Genomic DNA, 23,748 nt, shown 5'->3' with positions numbered 1-23,748 from the left:
ATCTGATTAGCTTGAGGTCTACAATTGTAGAATTTATGGTATATTTGTTATAGAGGATTTTAGAATAACAAAAGATCAAATATTAAAATGATCAATTATGGAAGCTGCCGGAAAACTTACTAATGTACAAATAGAATTGTTAAAGCTATTTCAATACAATTTATCCGAAAAGCAATTGACTGAAATTAAAAATATGCTGGCAAAATACTTTGCTAAAACAGCAACTGCCGAAATGGATAAATTATGGGAAGAGAATGACTGGAACAATGATGTTATGAAAGTCTGGGCTAATGAGCATTTAAGAAAAAAATAGTTCATGATAGTTGTATTAGATGCCAATGCGCTTTTAGTTTCTATTTCCAAAAAATCAATTTACCGACCAATTCTGGATGCACTGATCGATGGTGAATTTGATATTATTCTAAGTAATGAGATCTTATCAGAATATGTTGAAATTATTGAACGAAAGGCCAACGCTGTTGTGGCAAATAATATTGCAGAAATGTTATTGAACCTCGGCAATCTTAATAAGGTGGAGGTCTATTTTGAATGGAAATTAATTAACCAGGATCCTGATGATAATAAATATATAGACGCGGCAATTGTCGGAGCTGCTGATTTCATTGTTAGTAATGATCAACACTTTCAAATCCTAAAATCAATTGACTTTCCCAAAGTGAATGTTGTTAGTATAGAAGAATTTCTGAATCTAATACTAAAAAAACAATCCGTCTAATTAACATCCTTTGTATGAACTTTCCAACTTAACCATTTCAATCTACCACTCAACTATTTCACTCCAAACAAACCGTATTTCAATATACAATAAATCGCCCTCACACCGTCCTTCCATCCTATTTTCTTGCCGTCCTCGTAGGTGCGGCCGTAATAGGATATGCCCACTTCGTATATCCTGATCTTAGGTACGCGTGCTATTTTTTGGGTAATTTCCGGTTCAAATCCAAAACGTTGTTCAGTTAGTTTGATGGATTGGATCAGTTTGGTATCAAACAGCTTATAACAGGTTTCCATATCCGTAAGATTCAGATTAGAGAACATGTTGGACAGAAATGTCAGGAAATAATTTCCGATAGTATGCCAGAAAAACAATATCCTGTGCGGGTTACTGCCCATAAACCTTGAGCCGTAAACCACATCTGCAAAACCATTACAGACAGGTTTTAGCAGATCGTTGTACTCATTGGGATCATATTCCAGGTCTGCATCCTGGATGATCAGGTATTCGCCTGTAGCCTTTGCAATACCGGTGTGCAGGGCTGAGCCTTTGCCTTTATTTACTTCGTGTTTAAAGTATTGAATATTCATATCCGGGTTGGCAGCCTTGTAGTTATGGATAGCCTCTTCGGTATGATCTTTTGAATAATCATTAACGATGATGATCTCTTTTTCGATATCATCGATCAATTGAACGGATTTAATTTTATTGAGTATCAGGTGAATGGTGTTACCTTCGTCGTAGGCCGGAATAATGATGGATAATTTGTTTATTTTCATTGTCTGTCAACAGATACTCTAATTGTTAAATAAGTGCTTAAGCGTGTTAAAAGTTACATTCAAAAACCAAAAGTAATCATAATACTTACTTTTTTATTGGCTTTAGCACTGTGGTTTTGGTTTTGCCTGCCACGACAACTATTTAACAGCCCTACTTCCTATGTTATTGATGACGACCAGGGGCAATTACTGGGTGCAGCAATAGCGCCTGATGGGCAATGGCATTTCCCGTATAATCCAAACGTTCCTGAGAAATTTAAGCAGTGCATCATCGCTTTTGAAGATAAGCGGTTTGAACATCATCCGGGCTTTGACATGCTGGCTTTCAGCAGGGCAATCAAACAAAATATCCGTTCGAAGCATGTGGTGAGCGGTGGCAGTACACTTACCATGCAGGTGATACGCCTGGCTACAAAGCATAAACGTACCTTCTGGAACAAACTGGGCGAAATATTTATGGCGCTGCGGTTGGAATGCACTTATAGCAAAAATGAAATACTTGCTCTCTATACTAGCAATGCTCCTTTTGGGACGAATGTGATTGGTTTAGATGCCGCATCATGGCGTTATTTTGGGCGTAGTCCTGATAAACTTTCGTGGGGAGAAATGGCTGCAATGGCGGTATTGCCTAATGCACCATCTTTAGTGCATCCCGGCAAAAACAGGCAGATCCTGTTAAGAAAAAGAAACCAGTTACTTGATAAACTGAATAGACAAGGAGTTATTGATAGTACAACAGCAGCTTTAGCCAAACTGGAACCTGTCCCCGACAGACCAATGCCCCTGCCGCAATCCGCCCCTCACCTGCTGGAACGTTTTAAAGCCGATCATCAAAATGATAAAAAAGGAAATACGCGCATCCAGACCACCATTAAATCAACCCTGCAACAACAGTTAAATGATATATTAGAAAGGCATCACACCATTTTAAAAGCAAACGATATCAATAATATTGCCGCAGTGGTATTGGATGTCGAAACGGGCTCTGCTGTTGCTTATGCGGGTAATATCTCACATCCCGAAGATCCTGAAATGGAAAGCGATGTGGATGTGGTAAATGCGCCCCGTAGTCCCGGAAGTACTTTGAAGCCGCTATTATATGCATCCATGTTGCATGATGGCTTGATATTGCCGAATAGCCTGATTCCTGATATACCCACTCAGATTGCGGGTTATCACCCTGAAAACTTCGATTTAGGTTATGATGGCGCGGTACCAGCATCAAGAGCACTTTCACGGTCATTAAATGTGCCTGCAGTAAAAATGTTGCAGCAATTTAAATACGAGCGGTTTTATGACTTTCTGCAAAAAGCAGGCATTACCACATTGAAGAAACCAGCGGATCATTATGGTTTATCACTAATACTAGGCGGCGGCGAGAACACACTATGGGAACTTGCCGGAGCCTATGCGGATATGGCAAGGGTTTTAAATCATTATAATAAATATAATGGTAAATACGATACTGCGGATTACCATAGTCCGGTATATGCCATTCAACCTGCTAAAAAGCCGCAATTACAAAAAACTGGGTTATTGGATGCCGGATCTATTTACTATACCTTCCAGGCGATGGAGGAAGTAATGCGCCCTGGTGAAGAAATGCTTTGGCAGCAATTTAGTTCGAGTCAACGAGTAGCATGGAAAACTGGCACAAGTTTTGGCTTTCGCGATGGATGGGCTATTGGGATTACCCCCAAGTACGTAGTCGGCGTCTGGGTGGGCAATACCGATGGTGAAGGCCGGCCCAATCTGACAGGGATCAACACAGCTGCCCCTATTCTTTTCGAAATATTCAGGTTGTTGCCTGTTGCCCGCGATTGGTTTGATATGCCGATTGGACAAATGGTGAAGATAAAAGTGTGCCATCAAAGCGGTTACCGTGCCGGTGATTATTGTGAGGATACCGACGAGATGTGGGTACCTAAAAGCGGCTTAAAAGTATCCGTTTGTCCCTGGCATCAATTAGTTCACCTGGATGCAAGCAGTAAATGGCAGGTAACGGGCGATTGCACATCGCCGGAAAATATGGTGAACAAAAAATGGTTTGTGCTGCCACCATCTATGGAATATTATTACAAAACCAAAAACTACCAGTATCATGTGCTGCCGCCATTCAGGTCAGATTGTGCATTAGCCGGGAGAAGCAATCCAATGGAACTGATCTACCCTAAAGATGGCGCTAAGATTTATGTACCATTAGAGGCTGACGGCAGTCGCGGACGAATGATCTGTAATGCTGCACACCGGCAGGTTGGTGTAAAAATATTCTGGCACCTGGATGATAAGTATATCGGTGAAACCACTGATTTTCATCAAATTGCATTGAATCCGCCGGCGGGTAAGCATAAATTGACCCTGGTTGATGGAAATGGTAATAACCTTCAGATCAGTTTTGAGGTACTGGCTAAGTAAAGTTTACAGTAGGCAGTTTGCAGTGGGCATAATAAACTGACTGAAGATTGCAAACTGCTAACTATAAACTGCCAACTGAATTACTATCTTGCAATTATATAAAGTACGATAAGAATGCTCGAACAATATGACCTGAACAACCTGATGGTATTGGATATCGAGACTGTGCCACAATACAGCAGTCATGATCAATTACCTGAGCATATGAAGAAACTGTGGGATCATAAAACACAGTATCAACGAAAAGAGGAAACAGCCGAAGAATTTTACGAACGTGCCGGCATCTGGGCTGAGTTTGGAAAGATCATTTGCATATCCGTTGGCATATTTACCAAAAGCGGCGCAACCGGCTTAAGGGTAAAGTCATTTGCATCGCATGATGAAAAGGAGTTACTCATTAAATTTGCAGACCTGCTTCGCTCGCAGCCTTCAAACCTGATATTGTGCGCACACAATGGTAAAGAGTTTGATTTCCCTTACATCTGTCGCAGGATGCTGATCAACGGTGTTCAGATGCCTCCCCAGTTGGAAATATCCGGTAAAAAACCATGGGAAGTAAATCACCTGGATACCATGGAATTGTGGAAATTTGGTGATTATAAAAGTTACACTTCCTTAAGTCTGCTGACTGCCATTTTTGATATCCCAACACCCAAAGATGATATTGACGGCAGCATGGTAGGTCATGTTTATTGGACTGAAAACAATCTTGAACGCATTGTGACTTATTGCCAGAAAGATGTAGTTGCAACTGCTCAACTGCTCAGACGTTACCGGGGCGAAGAATTAATAACTGATGAATATATAACGTTGATAGGCTGATGCTTAAGGTAAATCATTTAAATGTTCAGTTTAAAATTCAGAATGGCTTAATTGAAGCTGTGAAAGATAGTTCATTCACGTTAAAAAAGGGTGAAACTATTGGTATTGTCGGCGAATCAGGTTCAGGAAAATCTGTTACCTCTTTGGCAATAATGCGTCTGCATAACTCAAATAATACCTCTATCAATGGAGAAGTATTATTGAATAGTACTGATATTTTGAAGTTGCCTGAAAATGAAATGCGTGAAGTAAGAGGAAACCGCATTGCAATGATCTTCCAGGAGCCTATGACCTCCCTCAATCCGGTTTTGACTTGTGGTTTCCAGGTTACTGAGGCTATTCAACTTCATTTAGGGTTGAGCAAGCAAGAAGCCAAAGAAAAAACGATCGGGCTTTTTAAAGAGGTGCAATTGCCGCGCCCGAGAGCCATTTTCGATAGCTATCCGCATCAGTTATCCGGTGGTCAGAAACAACGGGTAATGATCGCAATGGCGCTTTCCTGTGATCCTGAGATATTAATTGCTGACGAACCCACTACTGCACTTGACGTTACTGTGCAAAAAACGATCATAGAACTGCTGATGAGGCTTAAAGCTGATCGCCATATGAGTTTGATCTTCATCTCACATGATTTGGGTGTAGTAAGTGAGATTGCCGATAAAGTTATCGTGATGTATAAAGGAGAAATAGTAGAAGAAGCTTCAGCAAAAACTATATTCTCTGATCCCAAACACCCATATACCAAAGGCTTGCTGGCATGCAGGCCCTCTCCCGATCATCACCTTAAAAAGTTACCCGTAGTAGCCGATTTTGTGGATGCCGAAAACAATGCTGTATCTATAGAAAAAATAAGAGAACGCTATATCTACAAGGCCGACGAGATAAAAGAAAGAAGAAGAAAACTCTATGCGCAGCAACCTATATTGAAGATCGATGAACTAAGCACCTGGTTCCCGGTTAATGCAGGTTTATTTTCAAGGAAAAAGGAAGTTGTTAAAGCAGTTAATCAGGTCAGTTTTGATGTTTATCCGGGTGAGACATTAGGGTTGGTGGGTGAATCTGGTTGCGGGAAATCTACTTTAGGCAGAAGTATATTAAGATTGATAGAACCAACTTCAGGCAATGTCAATTTTGAAAATACAGACTTGCGACGACTAGGAAAACGCGATATGCGCAATATGCGACGCGATATACAGATTATTTTCCAGGACCCCTATTCCTCCCTCAATCCGCGTCTTACTATTGGAGATTCGCTAATGGAGCCTTTGCAGGTTCATCATTTATATGAGAACAATTCCAAACGGAAAAAGAGGGTATTAGAGTTATTAGAAAGGGTAAACCTTCCCCCTGAATATTTCAATCGCTATCCCCATGAGTTTTCTGGCGGTCAAAGGCAGCGCATCGTTATAGCGAGAGCACTGGCTTTAAAGCCTAAATTTATTATCTGTGACGAATCAGTATCCGCATTGGATGTCTCAGTACAAGCACAGGTTTTGAACCTGATACGCGAATTGCAGCAAGAATTTAACCTGACCTATATTTTTATATCCCATGATTTATCAGTGATCAAACACATCTCAGACCGTATCATGGTAATGAATAAGGGAGAGATTATTGAAACCGGTGATCCCGACGAGATTTACTATCGCCCTAAAATGGAATATACCAAAAAGCTGATCAATTCTATACCCGGTTCAAAGTTGTAAGTCGAAGTCAAATAGTCTGACTTTAAACATAATACCCTATTTTTGCAATATAAATTCCATCTATGTCTAAAAACAAAAAAAGCTCATCGATAAAACAGGTACTCACACAAATGGTACTTGATGTATTTGAGCAAAATGGCAATACGCCATTAAATTACAAGCAAGTTTCAGCAAAACTAAATATTCACGATCCGGAGTCGAGAGATACAATACTTGAAATATTAAAAGAAGAAGCAAAGAAGAGCGTTTTAAAAGAACTTTCTCCCGGAAAATTCCAATTATTAGTATTAAAAACCTTTGTTGAGGGCGTTGTCGATCTCACCAATGATGGTTCAGCATTTATCGTTACCGACGATGAGGACGAAACCGATATCTATGTGGCTCCGCGTAAGCTCCGCAATGCTTTAAATGGCGACCGTGTTAAGGTCTACGTCTATGCTAAAAGCAAAGGCACCCGTAAAGAAGGTGAGGTAATTGAGATCCTGCACCGCAACAAAATGGAGTTTACGGGTATCGTTAAACTCTCCGATCGTTTTGCATTCTTCATACCCGATGACCGTAAGATGATGCATGATATTTTTATCCCCATCAACGAACTTAATGGTGCAAAAAACGGGATAAAAGCGGTAGCCGAAATTACTGACTGGCCGCCGGATGCAAAAAACCCGGTAGGTCGCATTAAACATATTTTAGGCGTTCAGGGTGAGAACGATACGGAAATGAATGCCATCCTTGCTGAGTATGGTTTTCCCTTATCTTTCCCCAAAGAAGTTGAGTACGAATCTGAAGAAATTTCTGATATCATTACTATGGAGGAAATTGCACGAAGGCGCGACTTCAGGGATGTTTTGACTTTTACCATCGACCCTTTTGACGCAAAGGACTTTGATGATGCATTATCATTCAAATATCTGCCTAATGGCAATTATGAAGTAGGCGTTCACATCGCCGATGTTTCGCACTATATTAAACCTGATTCAGCACTGGATAAAGAAGCGCTTGAACGCGGAACTTCAGTTTATTTGGTTGATAGAGTAATCCCGATGCTGCCGGAGAGATTGTCAAATGGCTTATGCTCGTTAAGACCCAATGAAGATAAGCTTTGCTTTGCTGCAGTATTCGAACTGGACAGTGACGCCCGTATTATTGATGAATGGTTTGGTAAAACTGTTATTCACTCCAACAGGCGCTTTACCTATGAGGAAGTGCAGGAGGTGATTGAACAGAAATCAAACGAGTACGAAAAGGAAATATCAAAGCTAAACGAGTTGGCTTATATACTTCGTGACCGCAAGTTTAAGAACGGAGCTATCAGCTTTGAGACTACTGAAGTAAAATTCAAATTGGACGAGCAGGGAAAACCTACAGGTGTTTATGTAAAAGAACGCAAGGATGCTCATAAACTCATTGAAGATTTTATGCTGCTTGCCAATCGTAAAGTAGCTGAATTCGTAAGCAAAAAAGGCAAAGGCAAACAAAAATACACATTTGTTTACCGCACACACGACTCACCAAAGCCTGACAGCCTGGCCAGCTTTGCCCAATTTGCAGCGAGATTTGGTTATCGTATCAACACAAAATCTGATAAGGAAACAGCAAAATCTCTTAACTTTCTGATGCAGGATGTGGAAGGTAAAAAGGAACAAAATGTTTTAACACATTTGGCCATCCGTTCTATGGCGAAGGCGATTTATACTACCAAAACCAGCGATCATTACGGGCTGGCGTTTGATTATTATACCCACTTTACCTCACCTATTCGTCGCTTCCCCGATGTGATGGTTCACCGTTTGCTGTTTCATTATCTAAATGGCGGTCAATCGGCTAACGCAGAGTTTTATGAAAAGCTTTGCCAGCATTGTTCTCAAATGGAGAAGAAAGCGGCTGATGCGGAGCGTTCATCTGTTAAATATAAACAGGCTGAATTCCTTAAGGATCAGATCGGCTCAGTTTATACCGGTATTATATCAGGTGTTACCGAATGGGGTATGTATGTAGAAATAATTGAGAACAAATGTGAGGGCATGATACGTCTCCGTGATATATCCGATGATTTTTATACGCTTGACGAGAAAAACTATGCCATCATAGGTCAGCGTAAAAAGAAAGTTTACCGCCTTGGTGACGAAGTGCAGATCAAGGTTAAAAATGTCGACCTGACCAAAAAGCAGATCGATTTTTCATTAGTGCAATGATGAATGAATTGTTAATATGTTAGATTAAGTTGATTGAGTTTGTTAAAATTGCACCCTGTTTTAAAATCGTTCATTAAATGAACACGATCAACTAATAACCCAACCGAATGAGGAAATTATCCGATTTGCAGGCAATAATCAGTACTGAAGTTAACCAGCTCACTTTTCCCGCTTATCCTGCAGAGTTATACGAACCTATAAAATATATTCTGTCTCTTGGCGGTAAGCGTATGCGCCCTGCCCTATTGTTAATGGCTTGCGATCTGTTTGGTGGCGATGTGCAGAAAGCTATCTCTCCTGCCCTGGCAATTGAAATATTCCACAATTTTACTTTAATGCATGACGATATCATGGACAATGCCCCACTTCGCCGCGGGAATGTAACTGTACATGAACGCTGGAATAAAAATGTGGGCATTCTTTCAGGCGATGTAATGCTCATTGAAGGTTACAAGTTGATGATGCACGTAGATGAACATTTACTGAGACCCATATTGAATATATTTAACGATACAGCCGTGGGTGTATGTGAAGGTCAGCAGTTGGATATGGAGTTTGAAACTCGAAATGATGTAGGCATTGATGAATATATCAACATGATCCGTCTAAAAACTGCTGTTGTATTGGGTGGCGCTTTAAAGATTGGTGCTATTATTGGCGGTGCTACTTCCAATGATGCTGACTTGATCCATACTTTTGGTGAACAGCTGGGTATTGCTTTCCAATTACAGGATGATATACTGGATATATATGGAAACCCTGAAAAATTTGGCAAACTGGTTGGTGGTGATATTATATCCAATAAAAAAACTTTCCTGCTATTAAAAGCTTTAGAACTGGCCGACCAATCCCAGGCAAAAGAATTAAATAAATGGTTGACGAATTCAAATGCTGATCCGAAAGAAAAAGTAGCGGCAGTAACTGAACTGTACAATCAATTACAAATAAGGCATTATGCTGAAGAAGCTATGCAGACCTATGCAGATAAAGCATTCACCGCATTAGATGCCATCAACTTACCTGATGAGCATAAACAATACCTGCGCGACTTTGCTGATGGATTAATGGTGAGAGAGAATTGAGTATATTAGGAGTACTAGTTGTTTGTCCGTCCGATAATAAGCGAACAAATATAATTTTCAAGATAACTACGTAAACAATACCTGCACGACTTTCTCGATGGATTGATGGTCAGGGAGAATTGAATATATTTTAATACATGAAAAAACTTTTACTTTTAAGTATCCTACTTTCTTTAGTAGTAGCTGCCCATGCCCAAACTCTCACTTCAGGCGGCAAACTAAAGCCTGAACAAGCCATAATGGACATAAGGCATTATACCATCGCCTTAAATGTCGATTTCAATCAACGATCAATCGAAGGCTATACTACTATCTATGTCATCATGGCAAAACCGACTAACATATTGCTTTTCGATTTGCTGGATTCATTGGATGTGCACAGCGTATTTGTTAATGGCAAAAAGCAAAATTTTGATCACAAAAATAACCTGATAACCATTCATTTGGATAAAGAATTATCTGCCGGGAAAGCAAGTGTAAAGGTTTTATATGGTGGCAAACCTCATGTTGCACGTCGCCCGCCATGGGATGATGGCTTTACATGGACGAAGGATTCAATCGGGCATCAATGGATGGCTATCACAGCTGAAGGCGCTGGTGGAAAATTATATTTTCCTTGTAAAGATCATCCATCTGATGAGCCTAATGAAGGTGTGGATATGATTATCACGGTGCCAAAGGATCTGGTAGTTGCAGGTCCTGGTTTGCTGCAAAAGGTAACTAAAAATGGAAGTACTGCTACCTATCATTGGAAAACTAATTATACCATCAATAATTACAGCATCCTTTTTAATGTGGGTGATTACAAAGTATTCAGCAGACGTTATACGACGGTCGATGGTCGCAAAACCACCGTACAATTCTATGTATTGAATGAACACGCCGATAAAGCTGAACATTTTCTGGATGTCTTTATAAAGACCATTCACGAACAGGAAAAATATTTTGGAGAATATCCTTTTGCTAAGGAAAAGATAGGCATGGTAGAAACTCCTCATTTAGGTATGGAGCATCAGACAATGGTAGCTTATGGCAATAAATTCCGTTATACCAAAATTGGCGGCGAGGATTACGACTGGCTGATGCACCACGAATTTGGTCACGAATGGTGGGGTAATAAAGTTACTGCGAAAGATTGGGCCGATTACTGGATCCATGAAGGTATTTGCTCATTTGGTGATGCCTTATATACCCGCGAATTTGAGGGTGAAGCCGCTTACAATAAAATATTCCAGCATAGCATTTTCAGCATACAAAATAAGATCCCGGTTGTACAACATCCTGATATGGATGAAGATGCTGCTTATATCGATGATATTTATTCAAAAGGGGCTTTCTTTATGCATACGCTGCGTTATGTAATGGGCGATAGCCTATTTTTCCCGGCGTTAAAAAAGTTTGCGACTAGTCCACAGTATACCTATGATAATTTAGTAAGCACTGATGACGTGGAGCAATTTTTCTCAAAAGAAGCAGGTCGCGACCTGAAACCGTTGTTCGACCTTTACCTGCGTACCACAGATAAGTTGGAAGTACACATCAAACAAATGCCTAATAATAAATACCTGGTACAATTACAGAATATTAATATTCCCCTACCGGTGGATATCGCTACTGAGGCTGGTACCAAACGGGTGATGGTTGATAGTAAAGGCATACAGATTGTTAGCAAGACCATGCCGGTTATTGATCCCGAAGTATTTTATATTAAAAAAGTAATTATAGAATAATATAAAAATCAGACCAGGGCTTTTATTATTTGTAAAAAACTTGCTGATTGTTTGTCCGTCCGGTAGTGTGCAGACAAGGCATGATTTGAATATATTTGATGTATGAAAAAAACCTTACTAATCACATTTCTCTCATTGTCTTTCCTTGTCGTGAACGCACAAAATCATAGTCGACAAAAAATTGATACAATAGATATTACTCAAATAGTTGATTCTTCAACGCTGGTATATACGGCCATCGAATCCCCGGCCGAATACCCTGGTGGCCCTGTAGAGTTTCTAAATTATATTATAAAAAACTTAAAAATCCCTCCTGTTGAATTTGTTAGAGGTGTTGTTTTGGTGCGTTTTGCAATAGGAGTTGATGGCCATTTAATAGAGCCGACAATAATTAAAGGAATTGTTACCGAAGGTATGAAAAATAAGATTTTGCTTGTATTTAATGAGTCTCCTGTGTGGAAACCGGCAATTCAAAATAGAAAGCCGGTACGAATAAAGTACACTATTCCTTTAAATTTGGATTAATATCAACTCAAATAACAAAAGTACTTCGACATTAAGGTTCGCGCTAAAGATTTTCACAAAAAAACCCCGATCTAATCAGACCAGGGCTTTCAATATTTATAGAGCTTACTGATTACTCAGCGCCTTCTTCTTTATCAGCTTTCTTTGCTTTAGGCGCAGCAGCTTTCTTAGCTTTTGGTGCTTCTTCTTTAGCTTCAGCAGCTGGTGTTTCTACGTTAGCTACAATAACATGTGATTTTAAATCTGAAACAGGTGCCCTTACTGCCGCAGCAGTAATAGGTGATGCTTCTTCTTTTGCAACAGGTGCTTTTTCTTCAACTACTTTCTTTGCAGCTTTTGCAGCTGGTTTTGGTGCAGGTGCTGCTTCAGCAACGGGTGCAGTCTCGAAAGGTAATACTGAAACGTATGAACGGTTATCAGCTTTCTTTTTGAAAACTACTGTGCCATCAGTTAATGCAAATAAGGTATGATCTCTACCGATACCTACATTCAGACCTGGATTGTGCGGGGTACCACGCTGACGTACGATGATGTTACCTGCGATTGCTGGCTGACCACCGAAGATCTTGATACCTAAACGTTTGCTATGTGACTCGCGGCCGTTTCTTGAGCTACCGGCCCCTTTTTTGTGTGCCATTTCTTGTATTTTTTATAGCCGATTTAAATCGGCTCGTTTAAAACTTAATTATAATGTGATCCCAGTGATCTCGATCTTGGTGAATTGCTGGCGGTGGCCATTTTTCTTTTTGTAACCTTTTCTTCTTTTCTTTTTGAAGATAATTACCTTATCACCTTTTAAATGAGACACGATCTTAGCTGATACTTTAGCGCCTTTCAAATCAGTTCCTAATTTGAATTTACCTTCGTTTTCTGCTAATAACACATTGTCAAATTCAATACTAGCGCCTTCATCTCCCTGTAAACGGTGTACAAAGAGTTGCTGGTCTTTAGCAACTTTAAATTGCTGTCCGGCTATACTTACTATTGCGTACATTGTTATTAATTATTGTTTTAAAATTTGAGGTGCAAATATAGGTATTCAAAATACAAATAGCAATACCTATTATTTCTTTTGTTTTTCCTCTTCGCCCTCTAAAACCTTCTTTATTTCAGTTATAAATTGTTCGTTGGCATCTTTTAGCCGCTGGTCTCGGTTATAAGATGCATCGTACAACACCTTTTTGGTTTTGTTTTTATACTTAAACTCGATGATATAACGCGGCGGTCGCATACCATTCCTTTTTTGGGTGGTGTCCCCTGCTATAACAGCAGGGAAATCCCAGAATCCCAGCTCAGCAGCTTTGCGATGAAGATATAAGAGTTCCTCTTTAGGCAGATGTAAATTCATTTTTATTAACGAGTCGCGCGAATCAACAAATTGATACTCACCGGTTCTTGAATTGTACTTATTGATCAGGCTATCACCCGGACCGTATTGAATATCCATATATTCAAACTCGCTGAACCGATAAGGGGCATTTTTAAACACATGTGCATAGTAATAAATACAATAGGCGGCAAAAGGCACTATTACAGTGCACATGAGAAATATTTTCTTGAAACGTGAATCCATCGGATTTAGTTATTGAATTAGTGAATGAGTGAGTATTGATTATTGAATTTATTTGTTTGATACTATTTTTCTGGATGCTGAGACGACTTTAAATATCTTGTTCCTGCTTTGCTTGTTGGTTTACTATTTCGTTTTTCGTTATTAATTTTTCAATCGCACATTCACTAACTCACTCATTCACTAATTCTTCACTGAGCTCATTTTCCCACTTGCTCACTACTGCGGTTGCCATTACGTTGCCGAGCACATTTGTCGCTGATCTTCCCATATCTAATATTGGATCTATTCCTAACAATAGAGCTAAACCGGCTTCAGGGATGTTGAACATACCGATGGCGCCTGCTACTACTACCAATGCGGCACGCGGCACACCTGCCATCCCTTTACTCATCAGCATAAGCATTAAAAGCATAGATAATTGCTGGCCAAAAGTAAGGTGTATACCATAAGCTTGCGCCAGGAATAACGATGCAAAGGTCATGTACATCATCGAGCCTACCAAATTGAATGAGTAACCCAACGGTAATACAAAGCTCACAATCTTATTACTGCATCCAAAGTTCTCCAGTTCTTCTAACGACCTAGGGTAGGCGGCCTCGCTTGTTGATGTACTAAAAGCCACAAGCACCGCGTCTTTGATATTATTGAGCAGCGTAAAAGCCCTGTTCCTTAAAACTAAAAAGCTTCCTGCCACAATAAGTATCCAAAGCAGCAGCAATGAAAAATAAAACTCGCCGATAAATGATGCATAGGTTGCAATAATACCCAACCCCTCTTTTGCCACAACCGCAGTTATCGCCCCAAAAACTGCTATTGGTGCAACTTTCATCACATAGCCGGTTATCTTCATGATCACGTGCGCAACCGCATCCATAAATTTAATAATGATCTCCCCTTTATCGCCTATAGCCGCCGTAGCTGCGCCAAAAAACAGCGAGAATACTACTATTTGCAGTATCTCATTATTCGCCATGGCCTCGGTAAAGCTTCGGGGGAATACGTGACCAATAAAATCTTTAAATGATATGGCCGATTTCTTAACATCAGCACTTAAATGCCCCTCTGGCAATGCCAGGTGAATGGTGCCTCCCGGTTCAAATAAATTAACCAGAAACATACCTAACAGCAGGGATACAAATGTGGCACATATAAATAACAATAGGGTCTTTCCTCCTATCCGTCCTACAGCTTTAATATCGCCTACTTTAGCAACACCAACTACCAGCGTAGTAAATACCAATGGCCCTACGATCATTTTTATCAGCCTTAAAAATATATCGCTTAAAATGGTAAAGCCTTCCAGCTTGTTATCACGTTCAGTATTGTTGTCCGTCCGTAACTTTGCCTGTAAGGCCCTGTCCGTTTTTAGTTGCTTATACTCTGTAAGGGTACTATCCTTTAATTGTATTAAATGGCCGTCTATTGTTTTTATATTCGCATCGGCAACGCTGATCTTCTTGTTAAGTTGATCAATAACTTTAATATTGTAAACATACCCGGTCCCGATACCTAATATGAGTGCAATGAAGATGTAGAGGGTAAGTTTACTTTTATGCATATTAAATTAAGCTGCGAAACTACAACTATTTACTAAAATAATTAAGTTAGGGGCATGAGTATACAAACTTATGGTGTACAGGATATTAAGAAGGAATTACAGCACCTGGATAATACCCAGCTGATTGAATTATGCCTGCGCCTGGTTCGTTATAAAAAGGAGAATAAAGAATTAACAGGTTATTTATTATTTGATGCTGATAATGAGCGTGCTTTTATTGATAGCCTGGTCGCCGAGAGCGGTTTTATGTTTAGCCAACTACCTCATAATAATTACCAGCTAGCTAAAGGCCTGCGTAAGATATTGAGGGTGATCAATAAATACTTAAAATTTATGGGATCAAAAGAGGCTGAAATTGAGTTGCTGATCAACTTTTGCCGTAATTATATTCAGTATATTGACAGGCGGGCATCATCATCTTACAAGCCGCTTAGATTAATATTAACAAGGCAATTGGATAAAATAAACAAATCAATAGCTAAATTGCACGAGGATCTGCAGTTTGATTACAGCCAGGATTTTAATGCCATGGTAGGCGAAGCCGAAGAAAAGCTGAAATGGGTGAACATGAATGATTACCTGTTGTAACAAATTACCTTAACACATCTCTAACAATAAAAAAGTTAACTGAAATTGGATACCAGAGAAGCAGCCTTCAAGCAGATATTTGAAGCTAATTCCAAAAAGATATACCATTTATGCTATGGTTATACCGGCGACGATGATGCCGCCAATGACCTGCTACAAGAGACTTTTTTAAAAGTTTGGCAGAACCTGGATAAATTTCGCAACCAGGCCCAAATATCTACCTGGATCTATCGTATTGCTGTTAACACATGTCTAACCTACCTACGGTCAGAGAAACGGCAGGCAAAGGATGAACTAACCCCACAAATAGCTGAAAACAAACGTGAGGAATATTCTGAGAAGAATGAGCAGGTAGCGCTGCTATATAAGTGTATATCGAAATTAGAAGAATCAGAAAGGATTATAATTACTATGGTGTTGGATGAACTGCCGTACCCTGAAATTGCCGATATATCGGGCATATCAGAGGGCAACCTGAGGGTGAAAATATATCGTATTAAACAAAAGTTAACAGAGTTATATAACCACTATGAAAGACTTTGAGCATTTGATCTCCGTTTGGCAGGGACAGCCAAAGCAGGAGCAGCTTTCTGTGGATGAGGTGCTGAAGCAGGTAAAGAAGGGTGTGCGCAGCATCACCAGTCAACTATATTGGGGTATTGTGGCTATGGTGGTTATGGTTGCGCTTACCTTTGTTATTACGTTCTTCTTTGTATTCCAGTGGTTAACTTACATGGGGCTGTTTATTATGCTGATCACCATGATGGCCTATGCAGCCAGGATAGTGCGCAATTACCGAATCCTTAATAAACACGATGCCACCCAAAACCCCACCGATTACCTGCAGGATCTAAAAGAATATCAAAAAAACCAGGCTAAAATTGCCGGGTGGTTCTATTATATGTATGTGATGCTGATCAGCCTTGGTCTGTCGCTTTATTTGGTTGAGGTTTTAGATAGCGCCCCACTGTATTACAAGATCGGCTTCTATAGCTTTACCATTATCTGGATTCTTTTCATGACCTTCTATTACAAAAAGCGCATATTTAAAAACCAGGAAGAAAAGCTAAACCTGATCATAGACCGCCTTGAGAGGTTACAAGGGCAGTTTGAGAGTTAAGCAGAAAGCTGAAAGCGAAAAGTCTAAAGCTTTTTTACTTTCTGCTTTTATGTTAATTTCGGCTTTAAAATGGCTTTCTGCTTTAGTCTTTTGGCTTTTCGCTTAAAAATATGCTTACACCTATTGATATACAACCTGTCCGTCCGTCCGATAGTGAGGAATTGCTATCTCTTTCCCGTAAAACCTTTTATGATGCCTTTGAGCATGTAAATAATCCTGATGATTTTGAAGCCTATACATCGGTAGCGTTCCGTCCAGAAAAGATATTATCAGAGATCAATAATCCACATTCTGCCTTTTATTTTGCGTCGATAGATGGTGAAAAGGTTGGCTACATCAAACTAAACTATTCATCGGCCCAAACTGAGTTTAAAGATGAAGACGCTGTTGAGGTAGAGCGTATTTATGTACTGGCCAGTCTGCAAGGTAAGCAAATAGGTAAGCAGATGATAGATTTCGCCATTGCAAAAGCTATCGAGGATAAATTAAAATACATCTGGCTGGGTGTATGGGAGCATAACCACAGTGCCATCCGCTTTTATGAACGTGAAGGTTTTAAGCAATTCAGCAGTCATGAGTTTTGGGTAGGTAATGATAAGCAGATAGATTTGCTGATGAAGAAGGATTTACAAGCGAAAAGCTAAAAGACCAAGGCTTAAAGCTTTTCTTTGAGCTGAAAGCGTAAAGCAGAAAGTCCAAAGCTTTTTTTGAGCTGAAAGCAAAAAGCTGAAAGTCCAAAGCTTTTTTTAGGACTTAAAAGAGCCTTCGGCTTAGTCTTTTCGCTTTAGTCTTTCTGCTTTCAGCTTTCTCATTCCTTCAAAAAAGGATTAAAATTCCTCGTACCAATCTCCATACCCGCTGCCCTGCACACAGTTTTATCGCCAAATCTGAAATTGATCTGATCCATGGCCTGGTAAAGCTTTATCTGTTGCTCGTTGTCTTCAAAAAGGTTGATCTGGTAGCTGCCGGTGCAAAGCTGACTTAGCCTCACCCCTATTAACCTGATGGGTCGGTGATGGTTCCAGGCGCGTTTGAGCAGGTTTTTGATGCCGGGTATCAGGATATGCTCTGCCGAGGTAAGGGCTATCTTCTCCTGCTGCATGTGGGTCTCGAAATTGGCGTAGCGTATTTTAATGGCCAGGCACGATGCCAGTTTGTTTTCCCTGCGTAGTTTGGATGATAGCTCCTCCGTCATGGATACGAGGATGGATTCCAGTGTCCGTCCGTCCGATATATTGGTGCTGAATGTGCGTTCTGTAGAAATGGATTTACGGTCAGAGTGCGGTACGATCTCGGCGTGGTCTATCCCTCTTGCCTTGTCCCATATCCAGTTGCCGGCTTTACCAAATACGGTCTCTAAAAAGCGCAGCTCCACACGTTGCAGATCGCCTATTTTTTCGATGCCGTAGGCGTATAATTTGCTGGCGGTGCTCTCACCCAGTCCCGGTATAGCGGATATGGGTAAAGGTGCCAGGAACTGCATTTCGCTGCCATGCGGTACAAATAACTGACCGTTGGGTTTTGCCCTGTTGGTAGCCATTTTAGCCACGGTTTTGCCCGATGCCAGTCCAAAAGATATAGGTAGCTCTGTTTCTTTGATGATGCGTTGCCGCACCTGCGATGCCAGTGTATAAGGATCAAAAAAGCGGTCGGTGCCGGTGAGGTCAATATAAAACTCGTCGACTGATGCTTTTTGGTACAGGGGCACCATCTCATCAATGATCTTTGTTACCTCGCGGGATGCCTCTGAATACAAATGATGATTACCGCGAACCGATATAGCATGCGGGCACAGCTTAAAAGCGTCCCTCGACGACATGCCCGAGTGTACCCCAAATTTACGCGCCTCGTAACTGCACGATGCCACCACCCCACGCCGCGCATCACCACCAATAATGATAGCCTTCCCGATCAGCTCCGGGTTAAACTTACGCTCCACCGACACGAAAAACGAATCGAGGTCAATATGCATGATGTATTTTTTGGCTTCCACAGGTACAAATGTGGAAATAAATTGAGATAAATACTAATTATTTTAGCAATAAATACCTCATTCTCCACGCGTCATTGCGAGCGTAGCGTGGCAATCCCTACACAGGCAGGTCGGTCATGCAGATTCTACACCTTGCTATTCGCTCTGTATAGCTTAGAGATTGCTTCGTTCCTCGCAATGACGTGGTGGGATTTTGTCCGTCCGTAACTCTCCACGCGTCATTGCGAGCGTAGTACGGCAATCTCTACATAGGCAGGTCGATCATGCAAGTTGTACACCGTTCTATCTACTCTGTATAGCTTAGAGATTATTAATGTTATAATTTGTTTTTTATTGGTATTAATGAGCTCCCTTTGGTCGGTTGTCTTCGTTCCTCGCAATGACGGTGTAGTGAACTGGTTGATTATTTTTTTTATTTTGCGATATGGTATTTCAAAGAGGTGGTTGTGTTTATATCATGACCAACAAGCTCCACACAGTATTGTACACAGGTGTTACTTCTGATATAACTGGCCGGGTATGGGAGCATAAGAACAAAGTCTACCCAAATAGTTTTACTGCCAAATACAAGTGCGACAAGCTGGTTTACTATTATTTCTACCCTCGCATCGAAGAAGCTATTGCCGCTGAAAAAGCAATAAAGGCTAATAGCCGTGATTATAAAAAGCAACTGGTCAATTCATTAAATCCTGAATGGAAAGATTTGTATGATGATTTAATTAACAACTAAGTAAGCACAAATAAAACCAAAGCGTCATTGCGAGCGATAGCGTGGCAATCTATACTAAGGCAGGTCGACCATGCAGGTTTTACACCTTTCTATCCGCTCTGTATAGCATAGAGATTATTAATGTTATAATTTGTTTTTTATTGGTATTAATGAGCTCCCTTTGGTCGGTTGTCTTCGTACCTCGCAATTGTAAGGGTTTAGTAATTCGATGACAGAATCAGGTATTTTTATTTGTTGTTTAGGGAGACCATATCGATAGGTTTTTTGCCATTGATACCCTGATGAGGTCGCTCCCAGTTGTAGTAAACGAGGTATTTTAGGAGTTCATCTTCTAGTTCTTCCAAACTGTCAAAGTCTGTTTCCTCAATAAGGTCTTCTTTAAGTGTACGCCAGAAACGTTCCACCTTGCCGTTGGTTTGTGGGCGGTAAGGCTTCATGTAACGTCGTTTAATACCTGTTTCTACCAGCATTCTTTCAAATGGATGATTGTGCTTATTCTGGCTAATAGCTGTACCAAACTCAGGGCCGTTGTCGGCAATAAGTTCTTCGAATTGTATGCCGAACTCCTGTTTGAGCCTCTGCATACAGCGCATAGCTGTAAACATGGTTGTTAAAGCGGTAATGTCTCCCATCACTTCTGCCCAGGCCAGGCGGGAATAATCATCTATGACACACAGCAGGTAAAGGTTCCTATGCTGACCTCTGATAACACTTTTACTTAAGTGATGGCAGTCAATATGTCCTAATTGGCCCATACGTTCCTTGATGATCTTTCGCTTTACTTCTTTATCAGTCGCCGTTAACCGGTTTTGATGATGTCGCTTCAGGATATTATACACCCCTGACGGAGACGGTGTAAATTTATCTGATTTTTGTTTAAGCTGACTGGCGATCTCAAACTTATTGCAGCCCCGCTGCCGCAGCATCAATACCTGCTGTTCATCCGCATCAGAGGGTCTGCGGGTCTGATACTTCGGCCCGCGTTTACCCGGAAGCAGATCATCCGGATTCCCGGATTGTTTATAGCGGTTATAATACTTCAGGAAACTGCGCCTGTCTGTATGATTGGCTTCATAAAACTCTTTCGCCAGTTTATACTTAGGGTGATGGCCTAACTTTACCTGTTCATAATCGGCAATCAGTTGGCGGTAAGTCTGTAAATAGTTCCTCTTTAATGTCAGATCATTTGTATTGATTCGCATAACGCTTAACTTTAAATTATATAAAGCTAATTCTGTTACCGAATTATCTGACCTTTACAGCAATGACGTGGCGGTGAGTCTCCGTGTCCGTCCGCAACTCCCCAAAACCCCCAAAACCTTTCCGCTTTAGTCTTTCAGCTTTCCGCTCAAAAGCTAACGAAGCCCCCACTCCCTCTCCATCTCCCATTGCGCCAACATTTCATCTATCCATCTATCTGCTATGTCTATACCGCGGGCTTGTTCTTCGGGTGTGGCTGTGCGTTCCAGGTAGTCGTTTACCAAAAAGGTGGTGGTGGGCATACGGGCGTTTAGTTCGCGGGCTTTTTCACGCCATTTGTCGTAGCCGTTTATATCGGGGTAAAGTACAACCTTGCGGTCTTTTAACATTTTGCATTTCTCAAGGTTCAGCCCGTCTAAACTGCCTGAGGCCAGCCAGATACAGTTGGGGTGGTACACGCTGGCTATGATGGCGGTTTTCTCACTCTCTACTATGCACACCGTCCGGCTTTTCTCTGGTACGCCTTTTAGTAAATGCTCTCCAAAGAAACATTGCTTTATTTTTGAGTCTTGAGTCTGAAGTTCTGAGTCTTGAGCCAACCCCGACTTATTACTTACGACTTTCGACTCAAGACTCACGACTCTCGACTTCTGACTTAAAACAGCGTGCACCCACGTAATATGGTGAAATGGCTCTTTCACACGCTTGCAATCATCCGGACTGTAGAGCATTATTTTGCCTGCGCGTACCTGGTTATTGATATCTACCTGCCAAAATATGTTGCTGCCATACCAATGTTTTGATGTGCCGATGTGGTATTGCTGTGCCAGTTGTTCAGCCTGTTCTTCCCCGAATAAGGAGTTGAGGATAAACATAAAGTAATTGTGTTCATAGCACCGCAGGGTTTCTTCCAGCCAATCCCAGTGCATTACGTCGTAGGTTATTACGTCATCCTGTTTAGGCTGCACAGGCGGGAACGGGTTGCCTTTGGGCCGTTTATCGGGGTTGGTTTTAAAAAAATCTTTAGGCGGAAAGTGATAGGCACAGCGTTCTTTACGGTCGCACATGCCAACATGATCGGCAAGGTAAGTTTGTGTCTCCGTATCAATATAGCGTGCAAAAGTGTTGGTTCTGTGCCGGCAATTTGGGCACATAAAGCGGGTGTCCGTACCATTGTATGGTTCGAGGATGAAGCGGTGTTGTTGGTTCATTGGTTTAGGTGTAGACTTTTTAATTCCCCTCTTGAAAGCTACCGTGTACCCACATCTTTTTTTCTCAAAAAAAGCTGCTCCTTTAGGAGCTAAATGTTGGTAGAAGAATAATTAAAATGATATTTTGCGCCATAGGTGCAACACCTGGACTATGCATTTCCGATAATAATGGCGAAATGTATTGCACCTACAGAGCAAAAAACGTGGCATCCTGTATTTTTCTACCGACATATTACCCCGATTGGGGTAAATCATAATGATGTGGGTACACAATAGCTCTTGAGAGCTGATCTGATCTTTCTTCTTTTTTCCGTCCGTAAGTAAGCCGAAAGCTGAAAGACCAAAGCCGAAAGCATTTTAGCTTGATGCCTTCTGCTTTTCGCTTTTTCACTCACTTACGGACGGACAATAATTAATTATAGAGTAGATTTTAGTTTAGCTGCTTTTATCATCCTGTCGACCTTTTGGAATGGTACTCCTAATTTGTCGCCTATCTCACGCAGGGTTAGCCCCTCTTCCCTCATTCTTACAGCTTCGTTCATGTTCTCGTAACCCTCGCCGCGCTTTTGTTTGCGCAGGTGATCCATCTCGTTGCCGTAGCCGTTAAACTCGTACTGTAAAAAGTTATGGGGCTTGTTTATCTGGCAAACGATCACATTGTCGCTGCCATACACCTGGTCGGTATTGCGTTGCTTTATTTGTTTGATGTAGCGTACCTGCTTATCAACTACACTCTCGCCGATGGTAAATGCACTGTCGCAAAAGTTCATCAGCATTTTACTGCCTTGCAGGTCGTTGCGGTTTATCTCTTTAGCCAGGTCGCGTTTTGGTGTGTGGGCCAATGCCAGTATAGATAGCTTGTATTGCTTTTTTAAAGCCTTTAAGTGCTTCATTAATGGAAGGGCATCTTTTGCCTGCTCGGTCTCGGTACGCAGGTAGGTAATGTTGTCTATCACGATAGCCTTTGCCTTTGTTTGCACTATTGCCCGCTCCAATACAGCGTACAGGTATTCGTCAAAATTTTTAAAGCCTTTGGGAATGTCGTTTTCAGGGTTAAGCTCGGCACGGTAAAAGTTATCAGAAAAATCATAATGATCTTCAAAATTGGCAGAATACCGTGCCTCGAACTGTTTCTCTGATAACTCAAAATCGCAATACAACACAGGCTGAGCCTCGCACTCAATATTAAATGGTTCATTTGCATAGCCCACACTTATACCGTTGGCTATCTGTACCCCTAATATGGATTTGCCTAAGTTACTATCAGCAAATAAGATACATAACTCACCCTCGAACCATAACTTGCCAAATAGCATTTTGGGTACGGGTTGTTTACTTGCACGTTTAAGCCAATTTTTAGCAGTATAAATGGTTAATAGCTCATCATCAGCCTTATCCGGTGGTAATACCTTGTTTTGTAATGAGTTTAATTGATCAACAGAAGTGTAATAATTGCTTTTGGCAGGTTGGTTTTTGTTTAGCATGAGAGGTTTAGTTATTGAATTAGTGAATTAGTGAATTAGTGATTTTGGTTGATTAGGTTGATTAAGTTGGATTAGGTAACTACTTAACCTATTCAACCGCTCAACTCAATCAACTGTAGAGCGCAGCGAACAATACTCCCCCAAAAGCCTACTAAAGTATAGTGCAGGCTTGCATTTGAAGCTAAAAGCTGAAAGCAAAAAGTCCAAAGCTATTTTTTGAGTTGAAAGCAGAACGTCTAAAGCGTTCAAGGCATAAAAGCTTTATGCTTTAGTCTTTCAGCTTTCTGCTCAAAATGTCCGT

Annotated in this window: 23 protein-coding genes; 14 read left to right on the top strand and 9 right to left on the bottom strand. The window is 40.9% G+C overall.

The features are described 5' to 3' along the window. Positions 1 to 97: 97 nt before the first annotated feature. Positions 98 to 313 carry a hypothetical protein gene (locus ACPPVU_RS14630; protein ID WP_426667257.1) on the top strand — a complete coding sequence of 72 codons (216 nt, stop codon included), beginning with the start codon at positions 98 to 100 and terminating at the stop codon, positions 311 to 313. Positions 314 to 316: 3 nt separating this feature from the next. Continuing rightward, a complete protein-coding gene (locus ACPPVU_RS14625; protein WP_426667256.1) occupies positions 317 to 736 on the top strand; it encodes a putative toxin-antitoxin system toxin component, PIN family in 420 nt (139 codons plus the stop codon). A gap of 53 nt (positions 737 to 789) precedes the next feature. Here ACPPVU_RS14625 and ACPPVU_RS14620 read toward each other — a convergent pair whose 3' ends face one another. Further along, the gene (locus tag ACPPVU_RS14620; RefSeq protein WP_426667255.1) at positions 790 to 1,515 is read right to left on the bottom strand and encodes a glycosyltransferase family 2 protein; all 726 of its coding nucleotides are present in this window, start codon (positions 1,513 to 1,515) and stop codon (positions 790 to 792) included. Between the two features lie 33 nt (positions 1,516 to 1,548). On the opposite strand from ACPPVU_RS14620, the gene pbpC reads away from it, so the two are divergent. The 7 genes from pbpC to ACPPVU_RS14585 all read left to right on the top strand — a co-directional run bounded on the left by pbpC (position 1,549) and on the right by ACPPVU_RS14585 (position 11,990). Beyond that, on the top strand, positions 1,549 to 3,930 hold the full coding sequence (gene pbpC, locus ACPPVU_RS14615) for a penicillin-binding protein 1C (protein WP_426667254.1): 2,382 nt from the start codon (positions 1,549 to 1,551) through the stop codon (positions 3,928 to 3,930). Positions 3,931 to 4,044: 114 nt separating this feature from the next. Beyond that, a complete protein-coding gene (locus ACPPVU_RS14610; RefSeq protein ID WP_426667253.1) occupies positions 4,045 to 4,752 on the top strand; it encodes a 3'-5' exonuclease in 708 nt (235 codons plus the stop codon). After that, positions 4,752 to 6,458: an ABC transporter ATP-binding protein gene (locus ACPPVU_RS14605; RefSeq protein ID WP_426667252.1), complete on the top strand. Its 1,707-nt coding sequence runs from the start codon at positions 4,752 to 4,754 to the stop codon at positions 6,456 to 6,458. The genes ACPPVU_RS14610 and ACPPVU_RS14605 overlap by 1 nt, the downstream gene beginning before the upstream one ends. A 62-nt stretch (positions 6,459 to 6,520) precedes the next feature. Continuing rightward, the gene (rnr, locus tag ACPPVU_RS14600; protein ID WP_426667251.1) at positions 6,521 to 8,653 is read left to right on the top strand and encodes a ribonuclease R; all 2,133 of its coding nucleotides are present in this window, start codon (positions 6,521 to 6,523) and stop codon (positions 8,651 to 8,653) included. A gap of 107 nt (positions 8,654 to 8,760) precedes the next feature. Next, positions 8,761 to 9,735, top strand: a complete 975-nt coding sequence (locus ACPPVU_RS14595; RefSeq protein ID WP_426667250.1) for a polyprenyl synthetase family protein — start codon at positions 8,761 to 8,763, stop codon at positions 9,733 to 9,735. Positions 9,736 to 9,872: 137 nt separating this feature from the next. Beyond that, complete coding sequence (locus tag ACPPVU_RS14590; protein WP_426667249.1) at positions 9,873 to 11,465, top strand: M1 family metallopeptidase; 1,593 nt, start codon at positions 9,873 to 9,875, stop codon at positions 11,463 to 11,465. Between the two features lie 102 nt (positions 11,466 to 11,567). After that, positions 11,568 to 11,990: an energy transducer TonB gene (locus ACPPVU_RS14585; protein WP_426667248.1), complete on the top strand. Its 423-nt coding sequence runs from the start codon at positions 11,568 to 11,570 to the stop codon at positions 11,988 to 11,990. Between the two features lie 112 nt (positions 11,991 to 12,102). Here ACPPVU_RS14585 and rpmA read toward each other — a convergent pair whose 3' ends face one another. The 4 genes from rpmA to ACPPVU_RS14565 all read right to left on the bottom strand — a co-directional run bounded on the left by rpmA (position 12,103) and on the right by ACPPVU_RS14565 (position 15,121). Then, positions 12,103 to 12,627, bottom strand: coding sequence for a 50S ribosomal protein L27 (gene rpmA / locus ACPPVU_RS14580; RefSeq protein WP_426667247.1), 525 nt, complete (start codon positions 12,625 to 12,627; stop codon positions 12,103 to 12,105). Between the two features lie 48 nt (positions 12,628 to 12,675). Beyond that, a complete protein-coding gene (gene rplU / locus ACPPVU_RS14575; RefSeq protein WP_426667246.1) occupies positions 12,676 to 12,984 on the bottom strand; it encodes a 50S ribosomal protein L21 in 309 nt (102 codons plus the stop codon). Positions 12,985 to 13,053: 69 nt separating this feature from the next. After that, positions 13,054 to 13,563: a hypothetical protein gene (locus ACPPVU_RS14570; protein ID WP_426667245.1), complete on the bottom strand. Its 510-nt coding sequence runs from the start codon at positions 13,561 to 13,563 to the stop codon at positions 13,054 to 13,056. Positions 13,564 to 13,732: 169 nt separating this feature from the next. Further along, positions 13,733 to 15,121, bottom strand: coding sequence for a dicarboxylate/amino acid:cation symporter (locus ACPPVU_RS14565; RefSeq protein WP_426667244.1), 1,389 nt, complete (start codon positions 15,119 to 15,121; stop codon positions 13,733 to 13,735). Positions 15,122 to 15,175: 54 nt separating this feature from the next. Here ACPPVU_RS14565 and ACPPVU_RS14560 point away from each other — a divergent pair, with 54 nt between their 5' ends. From ACPPVU_RS14560 to ACPPVU_RS14545, 4 genes are all read left to right on the top strand, one after another. After that, positions 15,176 to 15,709: a hypothetical protein gene (locus ACPPVU_RS14560; protein ID WP_426667243.1), complete on the top strand. Its 534-nt coding sequence runs from the start codon at positions 15,176 to 15,178 to the stop codon at positions 15,707 to 15,709. 45 nt (positions 15,710 to 15,754) lie between these two features. Continuing rightward, on the top strand, positions 15,755 to 16,252 hold the full coding sequence (locus ACPPVU_RS14555) for an RNA polymerase sigma factor (RefSeq protein ID WP_426667242.1): 498 nt from the start codon (positions 15,755 to 15,757) through the stop codon (positions 16,250 to 16,252). Continuing rightward, positions 16,239 to 16,829 carry a hypothetical protein gene (locus tag ACPPVU_RS14550; RefSeq protein WP_426667241.1) on the top strand — a complete coding sequence of 197 codons (591 nt, stop codon included), beginning with the start codon at positions 16,239 to 16,241 and terminating at the stop codon, positions 16,827 to 16,829. The genes ACPPVU_RS14555 and ACPPVU_RS14550 overlap by 14 nt, the downstream gene beginning before the upstream one ends. A 110-nt stretch (positions 16,830 to 16,939) precedes the next feature. Next, positions 16,940 to 17,473 (top strand): GNAT family N-acetyltransferase, encoded by a 534-nt coding sequence (locus ACPPVU_RS14545; RefSeq protein ID WP_426667240.1) that lies wholly within the window; start codon positions 16,940 to 16,942, stop codon positions 17,471 to 17,473. Positions 17,474 to 17,637: 164 nt separating this feature from the next. On the opposite strand, the gene dinB is transcribed toward ACPPVU_RS14545, so the two are convergent. Then, on the bottom strand, positions 17,638 to 18,801 hold the full coding sequence (gene dinB, locus ACPPVU_RS14540; protein ID WP_426667239.1) for a DNA polymerase IV: 1,164 nt from the start codon (positions 18,799 to 18,801) through the stop codon (positions 17,638 to 17,640). A gap of 445 nt (positions 18,802 to 19,246) precedes the next feature. Between dinB and ACPPVU_RS14535 the strand changes: the two genes are divergently transcribed. After that, positions 19,247 to 19,552, top strand: a complete 306-nt coding sequence (locus ACPPVU_RS14535; RefSeq protein ID WP_426667238.1) for a GIY-YIG nuclease family protein — start codon at positions 19,247 to 19,249, stop codon at positions 19,550 to 19,552. Positions 19,553 to 19,779: 227 nt separating this feature from the next. Here the strand turns inward: ACPPVU_RS14535 and ACPPVU_RS14530 are convergent, their stop codons facing one another. From ACPPVU_RS14530 to ACPPVU_RS14520, 3 genes are all read right to left on the bottom strand, one after another. After that, on the bottom strand, positions 19,780 to 20,754 hold the full coding sequence (locus tag ACPPVU_RS14530) for an integrase core domain-containing protein (protein WP_426667237.1): 975 nt from the start codon (positions 20,752 to 20,754) through the stop codon (positions 19,780 to 19,782). Positions 20,755 to 20,907: 153 nt separating this feature from the next. Further along, entirely contained in the window at positions 20,908 to 21,963 is a 1,056-nt protein-coding gene (locus tag ACPPVU_RS14525; protein WP_426667236.1) for a DUF6371 domain-containing protein, read from the bottom strand. Between the two features lie 416 nt (positions 21,964 to 22,379). Continuing rightward, positions 22,380 to 23,447: an AAA family ATPase gene (locus tag ACPPVU_RS14520; RefSeq protein ID WP_426667235.1), complete on the bottom strand. Its 1,068-nt coding sequence runs from the start codon at positions 23,445 to 23,447 to the stop codon at positions 22,380 to 22,382. Between the last annotated feature and the right edge of the window lie 301 nt (positions 23,448 to 23,748).

Source organism: Mucilaginibacter sp. McL0603 (assembly GCF_049992945.1).
Taxonomy (GTDB): Bacteria; Bacteroidota; Bacteroidia; order Sphingobacteriales; family Sphingobacteriaceae; genus Mucilaginibacter.
The sequence above is the reverse complement of the archived record's forward strand: the minus strand, read 5'-3'. Positions and strand labels throughout refer to the sequence as shown.